This is a genomic window from Rhodococcus sp. DMU2021 (assembly GCF_019641445.1).
Lineage (GTDB): Bacteria > Actinomycetota > Actinomycetes > Mycobacteriales > Mycobacteriaceae > Rhodococcus > Rhodococcus pyridinivorans.
In genome coordinates, this window is sequence record NZ_JAIFKB010000013.1 from 20,828 (window position 1) to 37,946 (window position 17,119).

Annotated in this window: 15 protein-coding genes; 11 read left to right on the forward strand and 4 right to left on the reverse strand. The window is 67.6% G+C overall.

Annotated features, from left to right (window positions below; translation table 11 throughout):
- Positions 1–94: 94 nt before the first annotated feature.
- The 3 genes from K3M35_RS17560 to K3M35_RS17570 all read left to right on the forward strand — a co-directional run bounded on the left by K3M35_RS17560 (position 95) and on the right by K3M35_RS17570 (position 5,085).
- Complete coding sequence (locus K3M35_RS17560; protein ID WP_232333327.1) at positions 95–832, forward strand: hypothetical protein; 738 nt, start codon at positions 95–97, stop codon at positions 830–832.
- 337 nt (positions 833–1,169) lie between these two features.
- Complete coding sequence (locus tag K3M35_RS17565) at positions 1,170–2,270, forward strand: hypothetical protein (protein ID WP_220666800.1); 1,101 nt, start codon at positions 1,170–1,172, stop codon at positions 2,268–2,270.
- The gene (locus K3M35_RS17570; protein WP_374107774.1) at positions 2,257–5,085 is read left to right on the forward strand and encodes an FtsW/RodA/SpoVE family cell cycle protein; all 2,829 of its coding nucleotides are present in this window, start codon (positions 2,257–2,259) and stop codon (positions 5,083–5,085) included. The genes K3M35_RS17565 and K3M35_RS17570 overlap by 14 nt, the downstream gene beginning before the upstream one ends.
- A 4-nt stretch (positions 5,086–5,089) precedes the next feature.
- On the opposite strand, the gene K3M35_RS17575 is transcribed toward K3M35_RS17570, so the two are convergent.
- The 3 genes from K3M35_RS17575 to K3M35_RS17585 all read right to left on the reverse strand — a co-directional run bounded on the left by K3M35_RS17575 (position 5,090) and on the right by K3M35_RS17585 (position 7,296).
- Positions 5,090–6,079, reverse strand: coding sequence for a rod shape-determining protein (locus K3M35_RS17575; RefSeq protein WP_064061373.1), 990 nt, complete (start codon positions 6,077–6,079; stop codon positions 5,090–5,092).
- Positions 6,080–6,250: 171 nt separating this feature from the next.
- Entirely contained in the window at positions 6,251–6,604 is a 354-nt protein-coding gene (locus K3M35_RS17580; protein ID WP_006552824.1) for a hypothetical protein, read from the reverse strand.
- A 140-nt stretch (positions 6,605–6,744) separates the two neighbouring features.
- Entirely contained in the window at positions 6,745–7,296 is a 552-nt protein-coding gene (locus tag K3M35_RS17585) for a helix-turn-helix domain-containing protein (RefSeq protein ID WP_094980715.1), read from the reverse strand.
- Between the two features lie 82 nt (positions 7,297–7,378).
- On the opposite strand from K3M35_RS17585, the gene K3M35_RS17590 reads away from it, so the two are divergent.
- Positions 7,379–7,738 (forward strand): hypothetical protein, encoded by a 360-nt coding sequence (locus tag K3M35_RS17590; RefSeq protein ID WP_006552826.1) that lies wholly within the window; start codon positions 7,379–7,381, stop codon positions 7,736–7,738.
- A 9-nt stretch (positions 7,739–7,747) separates the two neighbouring features.
- On the opposite strand, the gene K3M35_RS17595 is transcribed toward K3M35_RS17590, so the two are convergent.
- On the reverse strand, positions 7,748–8,413 hold the full coding sequence (locus K3M35_RS17595) for a FadR/GntR family transcriptional regulator (protein WP_006552827.1): 666 nt from the start codon (positions 8,411–8,413) through the stop codon (positions 7,748–7,750).
- 11 nt (positions 8,414–8,424) lie between these two features.
- Between K3M35_RS17595 and K3M35_RS17600 the strand changes: the two genes are divergently transcribed.
- From K3M35_RS17600 to K3M35_RS17630, 7 genes are all read left to right on the forward strand, one after another.
- Complete coding sequence (locus K3M35_RS17600) at positions 8,425–9,645, forward strand: MFS transporter (protein WP_006552828.1); 1,221 nt, start codon at positions 8,425–8,427, stop codon at positions 9,643–9,645.
- Positions 9,646–9,727: 82 nt separating this feature from the next.
- Positions 9,728–10,606 carry a sulfurtransferase gene (locus K3M35_RS17605; RefSeq protein WP_112319981.1) on the forward strand — a complete coding sequence of 293 codons (879 nt, stop codon included), beginning with the start codon at positions 9,728–9,730 and terminating at the stop codon, positions 10,604–10,606.
- 121 nt (positions 10,607–10,727) lie between these two features.
- A complete protein-coding gene (gene pnuC, locus K3M35_RS17610; protein ID WP_220666802.1) occupies positions 10,728–11,357 on the forward strand; it encodes a nicotinamide riboside transporter PnuC in 630 nt (209 codons plus the stop codon).
- Positions 11,357–12,412: an AAA family ATPase gene (locus K3M35_RS17615; protein WP_220666803.1), complete on the forward strand. Its 1,056-nt coding sequence runs from the start codon at positions 11,357–11,359 to the stop codon at positions 12,410–12,412. Before pnuC ends, K3M35_RS17615 begins: the two co-directional genes overlap by 1 nt.
- Positions 12,413–12,526: 114 nt before the next feature.
- Positions 12,527–15,076 (forward strand): phosphoenolpyruvate synthase, encoded by a 2,550-nt coding sequence (locus K3M35_RS17620; protein ID WP_220666804.1) that lies wholly within the window; start codon positions 12,527–12,529, stop codon positions 15,074–15,076.
- A 60-nt stretch (positions 15,077–15,136) separates the two neighbouring features.
- Positions 15,137–15,922: an AraC family transcriptional regulator gene (locus K3M35_RS17625; protein ID WP_220666805.1), complete on the forward strand. Its 786-nt coding sequence runs from the start codon at positions 15,137–15,139 to the stop codon at positions 15,920–15,922.
- A 141-nt stretch (positions 15,923–16,063) separates the two neighbouring features.
- On the forward strand, positions 16,064–17,101 hold the full coding sequence (locus K3M35_RS17630; RefSeq protein ID WP_039583813.1) for an iron-siderophore ABC transporter substrate-binding protein: 1,038 nt from the start codon (positions 16,064–16,066) through the stop codon (positions 17,099–17,101).
- Positions 17,102–17,119 lie beyond the last annotated feature (18 nt).

A 17,119-nucleotide genomic window follows, 5' to 3' on the forward strand; every position in this document is an offset into this window, starting at 1 on the left:
GCACGATGCTCGGTCCGAAAGATGAGGCAGCGGCCTCATGACGTGCGGACGCCGTGAGCACAGGATCGAAGTACCCGCAATCGAGGAGGACGACATGACCATCACCCCGCACGCAGCCGCCCTGCAGTCCTGCGAACTGCCCCGGGTTTCCGGGGAGCGTTTCGCCGGCTACGCCGTGATCGGCGCGCCGTTCGCGAGCGGCCACTATCTCGCGCTGCGCAGATTCCCGACTAACAGCATCGGCGCCGGCTTCACGTCCGTGTGGCACCGCGACCCGGACGGCGCATGGACTGTGTACAGCGACGTGCCCGCCGAACTGAGCTGCCCGCGCTATCTCGGTCGCGCGCTGAGCCGCACCGAGCAGACCGACGTGCGCGCCGAGTGGACCGACCCCGCCGACCTGCACGTGACCGTCGGTACCGAATTGGAGTGGGATCTCCGGATGACCACCTCGCCGGCGACCACCGTCATGAACGCGGCGGGCAGTCTGATGCCCGATGCCCTCTGGCACAGCCCGACGGTGCTGGCCGCGATGGGTCGCGCCGCCGGGCCGGTGCTCGGCGCCGGCCGGATGCGGCTCGGTGGGCACCTGCCGAACGGGCAGTGGTTCCGGGCCAACCCGCGGCAACTGTGGGTCGCGCACACCGAGCGTGCCGTCGTCCGTGGAGTGGATCTCGGACCGGAAGGTCCACTGACTCACCAGGACCGCTTCGGCGACTTCCGGCTCCCGCAGCGCGGCCTGTTCGCGACGGTGCAGGTCTGGCTCGAACCGTTCGACGCCCGGCGCCACCACCCGGCACGTCCCGACACGGTGTATGCGGACGGCGAGTGATAGGTGGGTGCTCCCGGCGGTAACAGCCTCTGGGGCAGAAGTGCCGCAAGGTTTCGTTCGAAAGTCGAGGCAACTCTTGCGCAAATGACACACAATGGATTTCGGTAACGAGTCGTCAAGTGGGAAAGGCAATTCAAGGTCAATTCACCCGCCCGCTCCGGTCTGGCTGACACTTGCGGGAGGCCTGGCGTTTTCGGGATGCGCGATGATCGAAGCAGTCTTGGGAATCCATGCGAGAGACTACGAGCCCGTCGAGGTTCGATCCGTCCCGCCCACACGGACGGACGACGACGCAGGGGGCGGCGTAGAACTCGGAAGACTGCTTGCCGTAGCGACTTTGACACCTGCGCAGGCCGCGCTGCTCGTCACCGATACGGTCGATCAACTCGAACTCGCGCACACCCGGGGCCACCATCCGATCCGCCTCCGAGGCGACGCCGTGATGGTGTCCGAGGATGGTCAGCTCACCATCGACTGCGTCAAGAACGCGGGCTCCTGGGACGAGGTGCGCGACGCGACGGCCGGACTTCTTCGCCGAATCGTGACGAACTGCCGCAACGAAGCGCTCGAGGAGAGGGTGGACGCGGCGATCGCCGAGTCGTCGGATCTCGTCGGCCTGGCGAGACGCGTTCGTTATGCTGCCGCAACCGAATTCGACGAAACCGAGGTAGGAAGGAAACGATCGCAGATCGCCGCGCTCGTCTCGGTGGTGAAGGGGCATGCTCGTCCGGTGGACGGTACGGCGGAACGGGCAGACGTGCCGCGCGTGACGGAAAAGAGGGCCTTCGTCCCGAATCGACGTCGCCCGCCGGCCGGGACGGTGTGGCATCGCAAGAAGCGACGGCTGCCGCCACGCCGGACGGTCATCGCGCTGGTCGCGATCATCGCGCTCGTCGGGCTGGCGTGGGTAGCTCCCGCAGCGTGGTCGGAGCTGAATCGGGGCTGGCACACCCTTCTCGACCCGGTGGACTCGTCGATGGACGACCGGATCGATCCGGTCTCACCACCGCCGCCGGTGCCCGAAGCGGCACCAGAGGCGGGCGTGCCGGGTCCCGTCGACACCGGTCTTCCCGCGAACGCCGGACCGATCACGCAGGTCGCCGCGAGCTTCGCGAACGGTCCGTGCGAGCCGGGACGATCGTGCACCGTCCGCGTCGACGTCGGGCTCGACCCCGCGGCGAATATCGGTGCGGTCACATGGAATCTGACCGTCTACGACCGATGTACGGGCGTGACACTGCCGGGCCGGGCGATCACCCTGCCGGTGCCGGCGGGAAGCCCGGAGGCCTACGGCATCGGAAGCGTCGACCTGCCACCCGGGTCGGCGCTCGCCGTCGCCGCGGCCACCACCGTTCCTGCAGAGGCCGCGTCCGAGCCGGTGTACGTTCCCACCGAGAATGCCGCCTGCGTGCCCGGGGGCTCTCGTGACGGCGGATAGGCACCCATCCGATCCCTGGCTCGTCGCGGCGGCCGTCGCCCTGGTCGCTCTCGGCATGCTCAACATGATCTCGACGGGCATGTCGTCGCTCGCAGTGCGTCACGCCGCGCTCGCCGCCGTGGGGCTCGGTGCGATGTGGGCGACCTCGCGCATGCGGATCGCCGCTCTGAGCCGTTTCGGGTGGGCGCTGTTCGCCGCCTCGGTGGTCCTGCTCGCGGCGGTGCCGCTGGTGGGTATCGCGACCAAGGGCGCTCAACGCTGGCTGGATCTCGGCGTGTTCACCCTGCAGCCCTCCGAGATCGCCAAGCTCGCGCTGGTCATGGTTCCCGCCGCAATACTGGCCGGCGGGTACACGCTCGGCCGGTTCGTCGGTGTCCTGATCGTGTCGGCGGTGCCGATCGCCCTGGTGGCGCTGCAACCCGACCTTTCGACCGCCGTGGTGCTCGTGGCGACCGTGCTGCTCATGCTGATCCTGGCGAGAGTCCCATTGCGGTCGCTGTTCCCGCTGTTCGCGCTCGGGCTCGCCTCGCTGCCGATGGCCGTGCTGTTCCTGCGTCCGTACCAGCTCGAGCGGATCCACGTCTTCCTGTCGAACGACGCCGACCCACAGGGATCGGGTTGGGCCGCATGGCAAGCGGACATCGCGATCGGCAGTGCGGGGTGGTGGGGCCTCGGGCGCGAACCGGACTACGACCTGCGGGCCCAGTACCTCCCCGAATCGGAACACGACCTCGCCTTCGCGAGTCTCGTGTACGGGTGGGGCCTGGTGGCCGGCATCGCTGTGGTGGCGGCCGTCGTGATCATCGTGTGGCGTTCCGTGGTCGCCGCCCGCGTCGCACGCACCCGGGAGGCGGCACTCGTCGCAGCGGGTATCGGCGGTGTGTTCGGGCTGCATACCGTGGTGTCGGTGGCCCAGAGCCTGTCGCTGTTGCCGCACACCGGCATGCCGATCCCGATCTTCAGCTACGGAGGCACCGCCTCGATCATCGGGTTCGTCTCGATCGGCTTGGTGCTCGCGGTGCGCCGCGACGGCGTGACCCGGCCGCTGTGGGTGACCGAACCAAAGAAGCGCCGTCTGCCGCGCGGAGTGTCGGTGGGTGCGCTGACGCTGACGGCCTCGCTCGCCGCGATGTCGGTCTTCGCGTGGCAGATGCAGACCGCGCACGGCACCGAGTTCCGCGCGACGAGCGACACGCAGATGCTCCGCTGCATCCGTCTGCCCGCCGAGCGTGGTCAGATCCTCGACCGGACCGGCGTTCCCGTCGCGACCAACGTCGCCGAGTACACCGTCGCGGTGGTCGCCCGGATGTTCGCCGAAGGTGCCCCGTCGGCGCGCTACGAACTCGCGGCGCTCCTCGGCATGCCACTGGAGAAGCTCGACGAGGAACTGCGGAGCAGTACCGGCGGGGAGATCCAGGTCGTGCTCGGACGCGTCGGGCCCGAACAGGCCCGGGCGATCGTGGACGCTCGGCTGCCCTGGGTGCTCGTCTACCCGACGGGCCGCAGACAGTACCCGCACGGGGAGATGCTGGCGTCGCTCCTCGGATACGTCGGGATCGCGGACGAGCAGGACATGGAATTCTGGCCGACCCTCGCGCTCGGATCTCGGGTCGGCAAGGCCGGGCTCGAGCGGCAGTACGACGCGTTGCTGCGCGGCGTCGACGGCAAGCAGTGCGTGTACGTCGATCCGTCCGGACGTCCGGTGGGCACGGGGGAGCGGGTGGATCCGATCCGCGGCCACGACCTGCGGTTGCATCTCGATGTCGGCATGCAGCGGGCCGCGACCGACGCGCTCGCCCAGACGGTGCGCACCAGCGGAGGCGACCTCGGCGCCGCGGTCGTGATGGACGCCCGCACCGGCGCGGTGCTGGCGCTGGCCAGCGTTCCCGGCTACGACAACAACGTCTACGGACCCCCGGCCGACCTCGCCGCGATCGCGGCGCAGACCGCGGCATCGGGTCCGGGCCGCATGCTCAACCATGCGGTGCAGACGGCAGCGCCACCGGGGTCGACGTTCAAGATCGTCACAGCGTCGACGAACGCGGCGTTCGACGTGCTGCCCCCGGATGCCTTCCTGGCGGGCGGCGCGGCCTACACCTACGGCGGTCACACCTTCGCCAATTGGCAGCCGATGGGCCCGAACAACCTGCTCGGGGCGATCCAGTGGTCCGACAACGTCTACTTCTACCAACTGGCCGACCTTCTCGGTCCCTACCGCATCGCCCAGATCGCTTCCGAGCTCGGCGCGGGTGCCCCCTCGGGGATCGATCTGCCGGCCGAGTCCGCAGGCTTCCTCGGTACCCCGGACAACGTCGAGAGCATCGGAGGTGCCTGGTATCCGGGTTCGACCCTGCTCATGGGTATCGGCCAGGGCACCGTCACGGCCACGCCGATCCAGGTCGCGCGGTGGACGGCGGGTATCGCGTCGGGTCAGATGGTGACCCCGAAGCTCGCTGCCGCCTACGGACCCGGCGACGCGGTCCCGATTCCCACCGAGCAACCTCGGCCGTTGTCGTTCGCCGACAAACTCGAACCGGTGCGCGCCGGCATGCGGGCGTCGGCCTCGGCCGGTACCGCCGGTCAGCTCGCGAGCCTGCCGGTCACGGCCGCCGCCAAGACCGGCACGGCAGAGGATCCCTCGGCACCGGGCAAGGGACTCAACGCCTGGTTCTCCGCGGTCGTACCCGCCGAGTCGCCGGAGGTCGTGGTGACAGCGCTGGTGCGCGGCGGCGGTTTCGGATCGGCCACCTCGGGACCGGTCGTCAAAGGTCTGCTCGAGCGCTACCTCGCGCAGATCCGGACGCCGAATCCCTGACAGGTCAGGCGGCGTAGGCGGCGATCACGTCGGCGTGCTCGATGCACGAGGTCGCGCCCTCGGCGACGCAGGTGAGCGGACGCTCGGCAGTCTTCACCGGCAGGCCGAAGGCCTCCTCGAGCAGTTGCGGCACGCCGCGCAGCATCGATCCGCCGCCGATCGCCAGGATGCCTTCGGCCATCACGTCGCTGATCGCGCGCGGCGGCAGGTCGTCCAGGCAGCTCGACAGCGTCTGCACGATGCTCGTCGTGGTGGGCCGGACCGCATCCATGATCTCTTCGGTCTCGAGTGTCACCAGACGCGCGCGGCCGGTCGCGGCGTCGCGACCTTCCACCACGAGCGACCGTTCGTCGGCGGTCTCGGGCGCACCCACCTTGGCGCGCTCGGCAGTGAGTTCGCCGACGATGATCTGGTGTTCGGCGCGGAGATACCGGAGGATCGCGCTCGTCAGGTCGTCCCCGGCGATGCGGCAACTGCGGTGCGACAGGACACCGCCGTAGCAGAGAGCGGTGACTTCCGCAGTGCCGCCGCCGATGTCGACGACGAGATGGGTTCGGGGCTCGAGCGGGTCGATCCCGCACCCGATGGCACCGGCGACCGGCTCGGGAATCAACCCGACCTTCCGCAGACCGGCCTCGTGCCCCACCTCGAGCAGCGCACGACGCTCGAGCGGCGTGGCCCCGGCGGGAGCTGCGATGACGCCCACGGGCCGGATGCCGTAGCGACGTCGGGGCGCGAGCTGGGCGAGCACGGCCGTGACGAATGTCCGTGCCGTGTCGAGATCCACGATCACCCCGTCGCGTATCGGGTGGACGGGAGTGATCCCACCGGGTGTGCGGTCGACGAGGTCGCTCGCCTCCTTGCCGATCGCGAGCGCTCGGCGCGGTTCCTTCGTCCGCACCATCATCAGCGACGGTTCGTTGAGCACTATGCCCTCGTCGGGCGTTCCGACTACGGTGTTGGCTGTTCCGAGATCGATACCGAATCCACGCACGTCGGCCTCCGAGGGGATCCCAGCGAAATTTTCCGGATGGTGTCCAACGGCATCGTGATGATGTCGTGTACCGCTCAGGTTACCGCCGCCGAATTCTGTTACGCGCGTTGTTCACCGGAATGATATGCCGCGTTGTGCCGCTGAGTGCCCCGCTCGTCTCGGATGACCGGATCAGGCGGGATCGAGTTGCAGCACAACCTCGACGCGACCGCGTTCGTCGCGTGTCGCGACGGCGTGGCCGGTGCGTTCCTCGTCGTCGAGTTGGATGCTCATGGGAGCACCGGCGCCGAGAAAGTTGCGCCACCAGGACTTCTCGTCGGGCATCGCGACGCCGATCATCACGGAGTCGCCCGAACGTCGGTAACTGATCGGCAACGTGATCGTCCTGCCGGATTTTCGACCCGTGTACCTGATCGGTGCGACATAGCTGCGGATCCGGTTACCGATGACGGGTAGACCGGCGGCTGCCATGACCATGGAGTTGAAGGGGCCTGCGAGACGGAACAACGTACCGGCAACTGTCATGTCTACCTCCCGCAGACACGGTACGGGAAGGCGTAACCGTCCGACATCGGTTCGACTTCGGCCGGCCCACGACGATCTTCGCGCAGTGGGCCGACGCGCACGTCGACGAGTTCCGCTGAGGTCTGTTCCTCTGCCGAGCCCTACCCCTCTTCGGACGCGGTGCCAGGAGGAACCGGTATCACCGCGGTCGTCAGGGTGATGCGCATCCGGTCGTCACCGGTATCCGTGCGATACGGGGCGAGGATGTCGGCGAGCCTGCTCTGGATTTCCGCGAGATCGTCGGTCGTGACGTAGAGCGGGGTGGTCCCGAAACCCAGATAGTCCCGCAGGCTCCGGTCGTCGTCCCCGATGAACTTGTCGAAGCTCTCGCCGAGCGCACCCAGGAAGGTGATGAAGGCATTGCGCAGTTCGGCGTCGCTCATCGCGGCGAGGTCGTCGTGGCCGACGTGTGCCATGCGGTCGCCGAGCGCGAGGGTGCGTTCGACGGTTCCGCGCACGCGACGTTCGTCGACGACGGTGACGATCTCGGCGTCGATCAATGCTGCGACGTGCCGGTAGAGCGTGGCTTGGGTGACGTCGGGGAGTGCCGACCGGAGTTCGCTCGTGGTCAGCTGCCGTCCTCCGAGTTGCTGCACGATCCGCAGTCGAACCGGGTGCAGCACGACTTCCGCGATCGGGGACGTCTTCGCCATCGGTACCTACCCATCATTGTTATCACCGTGATAATGTTATCAGTGCTGTAGTCAGTTTACCGTCGACGGAAGGTCCGACGTCATGGCCCGAACGACATACGACAACGCAACCCTCCACCTGTCCTTCTCTCGGTGGGAAGCCTTCATGGTCCGCCGAACCGCGATGGAGGTGCCGATCTCGGCGATCACCGGCGTGGAGGTCCTTCCGGGATGGACGTCCGAGATCCTCGGCATCAGATCGGGCATGGTGATCTCCGGCTTCTTGAAGGTGGGCACCTTCCGGCACCCGCGCGGCATCAAACGCCTGGTCGTCATGAAGCGAGGCCATCCGGTGCTGCGCGTCGCGCTGGGCGGCCCGGGCGTCGAGTTCGACGAACTTCTCCTGAGCTCTCCGGAGGCGTACACCCTCGCGGACGGCCTGCGTTCGGCCGGGGTTCGATGAGCGGCGGCGTCAGTCGGTGAGTTCCGCGAAGAGCCCCTGCGCCGCCTCCACGGTGGCGTCCTCGTCGCCGGCGATGACGGCGGCGACCAAGGTGGTGTGTTCGGGTTCGAAACCCAGGCCCGTGACGCGGACGTGCCGGTCGATGGTGCGGCGGATCGACGGAAGCAGCGAGTCGTAGAACTCGAGGTACACCGCGTTGTGGCTGGCCTCGACGATGCCGCGGTGCAGGGCGACGTCGGCGGCCACCGCGGCGTCGATGTCGGATCCGGCGAACAATCGGTTGCGCTCGGCGAGCAACTGTTCGAGCCGGGCCACGTCGTCGGGGGTGCGCCGGCGCGCGGCCAGGACGGCGGCGGTGACGTCGAGGGCCTGCCGCAGTTCGAGCACATCGCGTTCGTGGGCCGTGGCGAAATACTTGCCGAGGGTGCCGGTGACGTCGGAGGTCGCGAGGACGTAGGTGCCCGAGCCCTGGCGACGTTCGAGCATGCCGGTGTGGACGAGGGCCTGCACGGCTTCGCGGACGGTGTTGCGGCCGGTGCCGGTGAATTCGCACAGGTGCGGTTCGGTGGGGATCTTCTCACCGACCTTCCAGCGACCGCTGCAGATCTCACTGCGCAACTGCTCGGTGACCTGCTCGATCAGGTTCGTTCGCTGAACAGGTTTTCCCGAAGTCATCCCATCATCCTATGATTTCCGGTGTGAGTCTTCTGCGTGGCCGGCTGCTGGTGTTCTGTGCGATCGCGATGTCGGCCCTCGTGCTGAGAGTTGCGGTCACCTCGTTCAGCCCGCTCGCCGCGCAGATCAGTGAGGAGATCGGCTTCTCGTCCACGGTCGTCGGTGTCTTCGGCATGATCCCGACCGCGATGTTCGCGGCCTTCGGCCTCGCCACCCCGGCGCTCGGCCGACGATGGGGACTCGAACGCACCGCGCTGATCGCCATGCTCATGGCCGGCGTGGGCATGGCGACCCGCGCGCTCATGACCGACACCTGGTCGCTGCTGCTCCTGTCGGGGCTCGCGCTCGGTGGGATGGGCATCGGCAACGTCGTCATCCCTCCTCTGGTCAAGCGCTACTTCTCCGACACGCTGGCACTCGTCAGCTCGGTGTACATCGTCGGCGTGCAGCTGAGCACCATCGTGCCCGCCTTCGTCGCGGTTCCTCTCGCCGACGCCTTCGGCTGGCGCGTCTCGCTCGGAGTGTGGGCGCTCGTCGGATTCGCTGCGGCCGTTCCGTGGGTGTGGGTGCTGCTGCGTCATCGGAATGCCGATGCCGGGGAAGTGGCTCCCGTCGACCGGAACGTCGACGGCAGGGTCTGGCGGTCGCCGGTGGGTTGGGGGATGGTCGGCATGTTCGGCATGACGTCGCTCGTCACCTATTCGATGTTCACGTGGATCCCGGACATCCTCGCCGACGCCGGTGCCAGCCCCGCTTTCGGAGGCGCGATGGTGGGGCTGTTCGCCCTGCTCGGACTGGTCTCCGCATTCGGCGCTCCGTCGCTGTGCGCGCGGATGACGAATCCGTTCCCCGTGGTCGTGGCGTGCGCGTCGTGCTTCCTCGTCGCCTTCGCAGGCCTGTGGATCGCGCCGATGAGTGCACCGATCCTGTGGATCGTGCTGCTCGGACTCGGGCCGAGCACGTTCCCGATGGCCCTGACCCTCATCAATCTGCGCTCCCGCAGCCACGCCGGATCCGCAGCCCTGTCGGGATTCACCCAGGGTGTCGGCTACACCGTGGCGTGCCTGGGCCCGCTGCTGTTCGGTGTCTTCCACGACCTCACCTCGGGCTGGGCGGCCTCGTTCGCCTTCATGACGGTCGCCGTCGCGGTACTGGTGGCCGGCGCCTATCAGGCCTGCAAGCCGCGGGTGGTCGAGGACAGCTGGAACACCCGCCCGATCTCGGTGGGTTAGACACCGCTCAGCGGGGACGAACCCACCCAAGTCGTATGGCTGCTCTACTGGAAGGAGATACCGAGAGCAGAGGAGGACCTCGATGAGCGACACGAAGCCGAACACCGTCTCCGCGGAGTGGCTGTACGAGCAGTTGGGGGACGAGGACCTCGTCATCGTCGACGCCACCGTGCACCTGAGCACGCCGCCGGACGGGTCCGTGCACATCGAACCCGGGTTGGCGACCTACCTGGAAGAGCACATTCCCGGCGCGGTCTACGCCGACCTGTTCACGGACTTCTCCGATCACGAAGCGCCGCAACCGTTCACCGCGGCGTCGTCGGAACGGTTCGCCACCGCCGCCGGTGCGGTCGGCATCGGTGAGGGACGCCGCGTGGTGCTGTACGACCAGAAGAACGGCATCTGGGCCGCGCGACTGTGGTGGCAGCTGCGGCTCGAAGGTTTCGGCGACGCCGCCGTGCTCGACGGCGGACTGCCCGCCTGGAAGGCTGCCGGCTATCCGGTCTCCGACGAGCAGGTGGTCCCGCACGGTGCGACCTTCACCTCGCAGCATCGGCCCGAGCTCGTGCGGTCGACGGAGGAGATCGCGGCGTCGCTCGACGACCCGAACACGCTGATCATCAACGCCCTGGATCCTGCGACCTACCGCGGCGAGAGCCCGTCCTACCCGCGGCGCGGACACATCCCCGGCAGCATCAACATCCCCTTCGGCGACCTCGTCGACCCGTCGACCGGACGCTTGAAGCCGGCGGCGGAACTGCGCGAGATCTTCGACAAGGCGGGTGCCCTGAATCCGGACGTCAAGCCGGTGACCTACTGTGGCGGCGGCATCGCGGCCTCCGGACTCGCGCACGCGCTCGCAGCTGCAGGTCGGTCGGACGTTGCGGTGTACGACGGTTCGCTCAACGCGTGGACCGCCGACGAATCCCTGCCGCTCGTGGAGGGCCCCGACCCCCGCTGATCCTCCGAAACTTCGGTGTTCTCGACGTCGTATAGCGCCGTCGAGAACACCGAAGTCGGTTTCACCGTTGCATCAGTTAGAGCAAACATGATCTAATCGCTGCCACAAGCGAAAGGCGGCGATGATGATCGCATTTCTGAACTCGACGGCATTCACCGCACTCGGTACGCCCACCACCTGGGCCGAAGTGTTCGGCTTCGTCAGCGGCGCGTGGTGCGTGTATCTGGTGGGACGGCAGTCGATCCTCAACTGGCCGATCGGGATCGCCAACAACCTCGTGTGGATCCTGCTCTTCGCGACCGCCGGACTCTACGCCGATTCCGGACTGCAGGTCGTGTACATCGTGCTCGCCGTGTGGGGTTGGAGCAACTGGGCGCGGGGCAGGGACGGGGATGCCCTGCCGGTGACGGGCACGAACACGACCGAGTGGAGCGTGCTCGCGGTCGTCGGTGTCGCTGCGGTGATCGGGCTGACAGCGTTGCTGGAGGTCGCGACGAACTCGACCGTCGCGTTCTGGGACGCGACCACCACCGTGCTGTCGTTGCTCGCGACGTGGGGGCAGGCGAAGAAGCGGTGGGAGTCGTGGCTGCTGTGGATCGTCGCCGACCTGATCTACATCCCGCTCTACCTGCACAAGGGACTGACGCTCACGGCGTTGCTGTACGCAGGTTTCCTGCTCCTGTGCATTCGGGGCCTGGTTGCCTGGCGACGCTCCATGGCGGTCGAGTGGCAACTGGTGGAGGTGCAGTGATGTATCGGCACGCACTCGTCATCGGGAAGTTCTATCCATCTCACGTCGGTCACCATCACCTCGTCCGGCGCGCTGCGGAAATCGCCGAACGCGTCACCGTCGTCGTCATGTCCTCTGCAGCAGAGACGATTCCGTTGGGTGACCGCGTGTCGTGGATGCGCGAATCACACGCCGTCGACACGACGGTCACCGTGACGGGAATTCCGTGCGACGCACCGATGGACCTGGAATCGGACACCGTATGGGCCGCGCAGGTCGCCTGTATGAAAGCCGCCGCGCGCACCGTCACCGATGTTCCGGTCGACGCGGTGGTCTCCAGCGAGAGGTACGGCGACGAGCTCGCGCGACGCTTCTCGGCCACGCACGTATGCGTCGACCCGCTCCGTGTCGCGCATCCCGCCTCCGGCACAGCCTGCCGTAATGATCTCGCCGGGCGCTGGGACGATCTCGACGCACCGGCCCGTGCCGGCCTCACGACCCGCATCGTCGTCCTCGGCTCCGAATCCACGGGCACCACCACCGTGAGCCGAGAGTTGTTGCGTCGATTCCGAAATCGCGGTGGTGTGTGGGAACGAACCGGCTGGGTGCCGGAATACGGACGACAGGTCACCTACGACAAGCTCCGCACCGGAGAAGTGAGCGACATCATCTGGACCGGCGACGATTTCGAGAACATCGCCGTCGAACAGACGCGACTCGAGGAACAGGCAGCACGGGAAGGGTCTCCGCTGCTCGTCTGCGACACCGACGCGTTCGCGACCACCGTGTGGGAGCGACGCTATCTCGGCAGCAGTGAGCGGGCGTGGCGCGGTGTCCGCGACCGGCGAGCGCTGTACTTGCTCACCGACCACAACGGTGTTCCGTTCGTGCAGGACGGCATCCGGGACGGCGAACACATCCGCGCGCAGATGACGGAGTGGTTCGTCGACGCGCTCACTGCCACGGGACGCTCGTGGGTGATGCTCACCGGCAGTCTCGAGGAGCGGGTCGACCTGGCGGAACGGGTGGCGGACCAAGCATTGCGGCTGGGCTCGCAGTTCGGCGCGCCGCTGTAGCGTCGAAATTCGTCTTCCCCTTCTCACGTTATACCGGATCCTTGGCCCTCATGAGGATCGAAAAGTGGGTTCATACTCGCCCACACGCATTGAAGCCGCAGGTGGGGAGCTGGAATGGGTTACATACAGAATTTTCGGGAGACCGACCGCACGGCGGTGTCGATCGTGGGTGGCAAGGGAGCGAGCCTGGGGGAGTTGTGGCGCCTCGTGCCGCTCCGCGGCAATACGTCCGCCGACGACGTCGACGTGCCCGACGGGTTCTGCGTGACGACGGACGCCTATCGAACGGTGCTCTCCGAGCTACCGCGTATCGATGACCTGCTCGAGCGACTCGCGAAGGCCGAACCCGACGACATCGCAGCGCTGAGCACGCAGATCCGTACGGCGATCGAAGAGTGCACGATCCCCGGTGACATCGCGGAGGAGATCGCCGCGCGGGTCCGCGAACTCGGGGAGGACGTGCCCGTCGCGGTGCGCTCGAGCGCGACCGCCGAGGACCTGCCGACGGTGTCGTTCGCCGGGCAACAGGACAGCTACCTGGACATCCGGGGAGTCGAGGACGTTCTCCGGCACGTGAGCAGGTGCTGGGCCTCGCTGTTCACCGAGCGTGCCGTCGCCTACCGGGTGAACAACGGTTTCGACCACCGGAAGGTGTACATGGCCGTGGTCGTGCAGAGGATGGTGTTCCCGCAGGCATCGGGTGTGCTGTTCACCGCCGATCCCGTCACCTCGGACCGCACGGTGTCCCGCGTGGATGCGGTCGCCGGGCTCGGTGACGACCTGGTGTCGGGCTTGGTGAACGCCGACGCGTACGCGGTGCGTGCCGACGAGGTCGTGGACCGGACGCAACGGCAGGAGACACCGGTGCTGAGCGACACGCACCTCGTCGAACTCGTCGGGTTGGGCAGGCGCCTCGAAGCGCACTTCGGGCGTCCCCAGGACATCGAATGGTGCCTGGCCGACGGCGTCTTCCACATCGTGCAGAGTCGACCGATCACCACGCTGTTCCCCGTCCCGGAGGCCGGCGACGACGACAATCACGTGTACCTGTCCGTCGGACATCAGCAGATGATGACCGATCCGCTGAAACCGTTGGGAATCTCCGTGTGGCAGTTGACCAGCCGTGCGCCCATGCGACACGCGGGTGGGCGGCTGTTCGTCGACGTCACGCCCATGCTGGCCTCACCCACCCAGGGACCGGGCATCGTGGACATGATCGGCAGGTCCGACCCGCTCTTCGGCGACGCGCTGCGAACCGTGCTCGATCGAGGATTCGTCCCGACGCGCCCGGATGACCCTGCCGCCTCGCGGGTCGGCCTGCCACCCGCTCCGGACGAGATCGACCCGGCCGTCGTGCCCGAACTCGTCGCGCGCAACGAGGCCGCGATCGCCGAATCGGCGCGTCGCATCGAGAACGAAACCGGTTCGGCACTGCTCGATTTCATCCGCGCCGACATCCGCGAACTGCAAGATTCGCTGTTCGGTAAGGAGGTCGGAGAGGTGCTCGCCGCCGGTATGCAAGCGGCCGAGCGTCTCAACGAGGTGGGGCAGAAATGGTTGGGGGAGAAGAACGTTGCGGACGTCGTCTCGCGCTCGGTGCCCTACAACGTCACTTCGGAGATGGGGTTGGCGCTGCTCGACGTCGCCGATGCCGCACGCCCGTACCCGGACGTCGTGGCGTTCCTGCGGCAAGTCGACGAGGAGGGCTTCGACGACGCACGCTTCCTCGACGAACTCGGCGCGCGTGAGGGCGGACCGCAGGTACGAGCGGCACTCGAGGACTTCCTCGACAAGTACGGCAGGCGGTGTGTCGGGGAAATCGACATCACCCGGCCCAGATGGGGTGAGCGCCCCACGATGCTGGTCCCGATGATCGTGAGCAATCTCGACAACTTCGAAACTGGTGCCGCGACACAGCGTTTCGACGATGGTCGCCGCCAGGCGGAGGAGAAGAAGCGCGAACTCCTCGAACGTGTGCGGGGTCTGCCCGACGGAGAGCAGAAGGAGCGGGAGATCGAGAGGCTCGTCGACCGGGTCCGCGCGTTCGCGGGATATCGGGAGTATCCGAAGTACGGCATGATCGGCCGCTACTTCGTCTACAAGCAGGCATTGTTGCGGGAGGCGGAACGTCTCGTCCGAGCCGGGGTGATCGACGACGAGGAGGACATCTTCTTCCTGCGGTTCGACGAACTCGAGGACGTGGTTCGCGCGCCACAACCGGTCGGTGACCTCGTTGCAGAGCGGAAGCGGGAGTTCGCATCGTTCGCCACGCTCACGCCGCCTCGGGTGCTGCTGTCGACAGGTGAGACGCTCACCGGTGCGTACAGCCGTGACGGCCTGCCCGACGGGGCGCTACCCGGTATCGCGGTGTCCACCGGTGTCGTGGAGGGCCGCGCCCGCGTGGTCACCGACATGGACCGGGCCGATCTCGAACCCGGTGACATCCTGGTCACGGCGTTCACCGACCCCAGCTGGACCCCGGCGTTCGTCACCGTCAGCGCGCTGGTGACGGAGGTCGGCGGCGTGATGACCCACGGCGCGGTCATCGCGCGCGAGTACGGGCTGCCGGCCGTCGTGGGTGTCGAGGACGCGACCCGCATCATCCGCGACGGACAGCGCATCCGCGTGCACGGCACGGAAGGGTACGTCGAGATCCTGTCCTGACCGGCGCCTCGGCAGCGCGACGTGTGAGGATTGTCGTCGTCGTGCAGCGGAGGAGGCCGAGTGAAGAGTGTCGAGGCGGCGGAGAGCAGGACGTTGCCGGTCTACGAGGCCGGCGAGATCGACGTGCCGTTCGTCATCGCAGGCATGGACGAACTCGTCTCCCGCGAGACCCGCTTCGAGCCGCATTCGCACCCGACGCACGAGCTGCTGTGGAACGACCGGGGCGCGTCCAGCGCGACCATCGGGTCGCGCACATGGACCATCACCTCGACGATGGGACTGTGGATTCCGGCGGGCCTGCTGCACTGGGGTGTCATGCCCGCCGGAACCTGGTACCGCACCGCGCATTTCGGGATCGACTCCGCTCCCTCGCTGGCCGACGGTCCGGTCGCGGTGGAGATGGCACCCCTGCTGCGACTGCTGCTCGACCGGCTGGCGGACGATCGTCTCGGCGACGAGTCGCGGTCGTTGACCGAGCGCATGGTGCTCGACGTGCTCACCCCCGCCGAGCACGAACTGATGGTGCAGGTGCCGTCGTCGACGGTCGTGCGACCGATCGTCGAGGCGATCGCCGAGGACCCGAGCGATCCGCGGACGCTCTCGGATTGGGCGGCCGAACTCGGGGTGAGCACCCGCACCATCACCCGCACCTTCCGGGCGGAGACCGGCCTGAGTCTCGGACGCTGGGTCGCGGCGGTCCGTGCGCAGCGAGCGGTGATGCTGCTCGGCCACGGCACGGATGTCGACGACGTCGCCGAACAGGTGGGCTACCGATCGGCGAGCGCGTTCGGCGCGGCCTTCCGCAGGGTCACCGGCACGACACCGGGAATGTTCCGGGTGGGCTGATGTCCCGATCGCTACAGGGGATGTCCCGATCGAGCGATTGCGTCGGATTCGGGCGAACATTACGGTTTAGGCAAACCTCGCCTAACTGCCGCCAGTGGTAAGGCCGAGCCCCCACCCCGTACGAGAGTGAGTTCTGCCTCCATGCGTTCGAAGCGCCTCCTGACGATCGCCGCCGCATCCGTCGCGGTCGCCCTCGGTCTCACCGCCTGTGGATCCTCCGACTCCTCGGACACCGCCGACTCCGGCTCCGCCGGTTCGGGCGAGTACCCGATCACCATCGAGCACGCGCTCGGCACCGTCACCCTCGACGAGAAACCCGAACGCGTCGCCACGGTCAACTGGGCCAACCACGAGGTGCCGCTCGCGCTCGGCGTCGTACCCGTGGGTATGGCAGCCGCCAACTTCGGTGACGACGACGGCAACGGCATGCTGCCGTGGGTCGAGGAACGTCTCGAGGAACTCGGCGCCGAGACCCCCGTGCTGTTCGACGAGACCGACGGCATCGACTTCGAGGCCGTGTCCGACACGAACCCTGACGTCATCCTCGCCGCCTACTCCGGTCTGACGCAGGAGGACTACGAGACCCTCAGCGAGATCGCTCCCGTCGTCGCGTACCCGGAGGCTCCCTGGGCCACCTCGTGGCGCGACATGATCGAGCTCAACAGCGCCGGCCTGGGCATGGCCGAGGAGGGCGAGGAGCTCGTCGCGAGCCTCGAACAGGAGATCGCCGACGCGGCCGCCGCCCACCCCGAACTCGAGGGCAAGGCGACGATGTTCCTCACCCACGTCGACACCGCCGACCTGAGCCAGGTCAGCTTCTACACCGCCAACGACACCCGCGCCGCCTTCTTCGAGGACCTCGGACTGGCCACCCCGAAGAGCGTCGCGGACGCCTCCACCGACGACGCCTTCTCCAAGAAGGTCAGCGCCGAGCAGGTCGACGTCTTCGACGACGTGCAGATCATCGTCACCTACGGCGACCAGGAACTCGTCGACGCGCTCGAGGCCGACCCGCTGCTGTCGCAGATGCCCGCCGTCCGCAACGGCTCGATCGTCTTCCTCGACGGCTCCGGGCCGCTCGGCACCGCAGCGAACCCGACGCCGCTGGCGATCTCCTGGGTTCTGTCCGACTACGTCCAGCTGCTCTCCGACGCAGCTGCCAAGACGAACGCGGAGTGACCGCACTACACGACGAGT

What these genes read in the sequence shown, in the direction of transcription:
- K3M35_RS17560 (WP_232333327.1), top strand. Translation starts at nt 95, where the DNA reads ATGACCATCACCCCGCACGCAGCCGCCCTGCAGTCCTGCGAACTGCCC.
- K3M35_RS17580 (WP_006552824.1), bottom strand. Translation starts at nt 6,604, where the DNA reads ATGACAGTTGCCGGTACGTTGTTCCGTCTCGCAGGCCCCTTCAACTCC.
- K3M35_RS17585 (WP_094980715.1), bottom strand. Translation starts at nt 7,296, where the DNA reads ATGGCGAAGACGTCCCCGATCGCGGAAGTCGTGCTGCACCCGGTTCGA.
- K3M35_RS17590 (WP_006552826.1), top strand. Translation starts at nt 7,379, where the DNA reads ATGGCCCGAACGACATACGACAACGCAACCCTCCACCTGTCCTTCTCT.
- K3M35_RS17595 (WP_006552827.1), bottom strand. Translation starts at nt 8,413, where the DNA reads ATGACTTCGGGAAAACCTGTTCAGCGAACGAACCTGATCGAGCAGGTC.
- K3M35_RS17600 (WP_006552828.1), top strand. Translation starts at nt 8,425, where the DNA reads ATGATTTCCGGTGTGAGTCTTCTGCGTGGCCGGCTGCTGGTGTTCTGT.
- K3M35_RS17605 (WP_112319981.1), top strand. Translation starts at nt 9,728, where the DNA reads ATGAGCGACACGAAGCCGAACACCGTCTCCGCGGAGTGGCTGTACGAG.
- pnuC (WP_220666802.1), top strand. Translation starts at nt 10,728, where the DNA reads ATGATGATCGCATTTCTGAACTCGACGGCATTCACCGCACTCGGTACG.
- K3M35_RS17615 (WP_220666803.1), top strand. Translation starts at nt 11,357, where the DNA reads ATGTATCGGCACGCACTCGTCATCGGGAAGTTCTATCCATCTCACGTC.
- K3M35_RS17620 (WP_220666804.1), top strand. Translation starts at nt 12,527, where the DNA reads ATGGGTTACATACAGAATTTTCGGGAGACCGACCGCACGGCGGTGTCG.
- K3M35_RS17630 (WP_039583813.1), top strand. Translation starts at nt 16,064, where the DNA reads ATGCGTTCGAAGCGCCTCCTGACGATCGCCGCCGCATCCGTCGCGGTC.